Origin of the sequence: Kaistella sp. (assembly GCF_032060305.1) — a bacterium.
GTDB lineage: Bacteria > Bacteroidota > Bacteroidia > Flavobacteriales > Weeksellaceae > Kaistella > Kaistella yananensis.
The window spans coordinates 12,157-14,258 of sequence record NZ_DAMBHK010000059.1; the positions used below are offsets into that span (position 1 = coordinate 12,157).

At 45.1% G+C, this 2,102-nt stretch carries 1 protein-coding gene and 1 pseudogene; both read right to left on the minus strand.

Annotated features, from left to right (window positions below; all coding sequences use genetic code 11):
- Positions 1 to 1,472 (minus strand): SulP family inorganic anion transporter (locus tag V5N63_RS08855; protein ID WP_332033657.1); only part of this gene is annotated, 1,472 nt, incomplete at its 3' end.
- A 153-nt stretch (positions 1,473 to 1,625) separates the two neighbouring features.
- A pseudogene (locus V5N63_RS08860) lies at positions 1,626 to 2,102 on the minus strand (long-chain fatty acid--CoA ligase); the annotation flags it as partial.

The following is a 2,102-nucleotide window of genomic DNA, read 5'->3' on the forward strand; positions in this document are numbered from 1 at the left end:
GCATTCTTCAGAAGCGTGCGGCAATCCGGACTTAAATGTTGAAGACGGACTGTTTTTCCGGCTTTGTGATAACGGCTGGTGATCGCATTTAACGCTTCGATAGCCGACATATCCACGACACGGCTTTCAGCGAAGTCGATGATGATTTCCTGCGGATCGTTTGCTACATCAAACTTTTCCGCGAAACCGGTAACTGAACCGAAAAACAGAGGGCCGTAAATTTCATAATGCTTCACACCATTTTCATCGGTATGTTTTCGGGCACGGATCCTTTTGGCATTATCCCAGGCAAAAACCAGAGCAGAAATAATTACTCCGATTAAAACTGCCAATGCCAGATTATGAAGGAATATGGTAATTAAAGTCACCACAATCATCACAAAAATATCGGATTTTGGCATGCGTTTGAAAATCCTCAGACTTGCCCATTCGAACGTACCGATAGCGACCATGATCATTACGCCAGTTAGCGCAGCCATTGGTAGTTTCCCGATTACAGGTGCGCCTACTAAAATAATAAGTAAAATGGTTAAAGCTGCTACAATCCCCGAAAGTCTGGCGCGGGAACCCGCAGAAAGATTTACAAGCGTTTGGGCAATCATAGGGCAGCCGCCCATTCCGTAGAAAAAACCGTTCAGGATATTGGCGCCGCCCTGAGCGATACATTCGCGGTTGCTGTTGCCTTTTGTTCCGGTAATTTCGTCTACCAGATTCAGGGTTAAGAGTCCTTCCGTTAAACCTACAGCTCCCATAATCAATGCGTATGGAAAAATAACTTTTAAAGTTTCCAGATCGAACGGAATATTGGGAATATGAAAAGGCGGTAAACTTCCGCTTACAGAAGCAATGTCTTCCACCTTTTTAGTCTCGATTCCAAAGATCATCACGATGGCGAAAACGATCATAATTGCTGCCAGGGAAGCAGGAATTTTCTTCGTGAATTTTGGCAAAAGAGTGACGATGCCGATCGTAAGCGCTACCAGCCCTGCCATGATAAGAAAAGGCGTGCCGCTGAGCCATTCGGTCTGACCGTTGGTGGTTATTTTGAACTGCTCGAGTTGAGACATGAAAATGACAATCGCCAGCCCATTTACAAAACCAAACATCACGGGTTGCGGAACCAGCCGTATAAATTTACCCAGTTTTAAAAGTCCTACAAAAATCTGAATAATACCCGCCAGGGCAATTGCTCCGAAGATATATTCCAAACCGTGAGACTTCATCAGTGCGATCAATACAATTACGGTAGCACCTGCACCGCCGGAAATCAGTCCAGGTCTTCCGCCGAATATTGCCGTAACAAGTCCCATAATAAATGCGCCGTAAAGCCCAACCAGTGGCGGGAATCCGGCGAGAATCGCGAAAGAAAGCGACTCGGGAATCATGGTCATTGCCACGGTAAGTCCGGCCAGGATTTCGGTGCGGTAGTTTATTTTCTGGGAAAAATTGAACAAGTTCAGGGCAGCTTTCATCGGTAAATTAATGCTGCAAAAATAGTTGTTTGAGAAAGAAACGACAAGTCGCGCAGTTTTCCGCTTTGATATACTGTAATAATAGTTGCAATCTTGGTAGGAGAGCTCACGGAAAATAAAAAAGCACGGCCATACAAACCGTGCTTTTAAAGTTTAGGCCTCGTGGCCGTACATTTTATTGTAGAGTTTTATATAACGTTCTTTCACCGCTTTACGCTTCAGTTTAAGCGTTGGTGTGAGGACGCCGGAATCGATGGTCCAAACTTCCGGGGTGAGCTCGAAACGTTTAATTTGTTCCCAGCTGCCTAATTTAGTGTTGAGATAGTCGATTTCCTTACCAATTCTTTCTTTAAGTTCAGGACTGTTGGCCATTTCTTCCGGAGTTGTTCCCACGTTGATGTGCTTACGTTCTGCCCAGTGCTGCACGAAATTGAAATCGGGCTGAATCAATGCGCAAGGCATCTTCTCGCCATCTCCCACCACCATAATCTGTTCAATAAATTTGGAGGCTTTTGCCTGGTTCTCGATAACCTGGGGCGCGATGTATTTTCCGCCTGAAGTTTTGAACATTTCTTTTTTACGGTCGGTGATATGCAGATAACCTTCATCATCGATATGTCCGATGTCGCC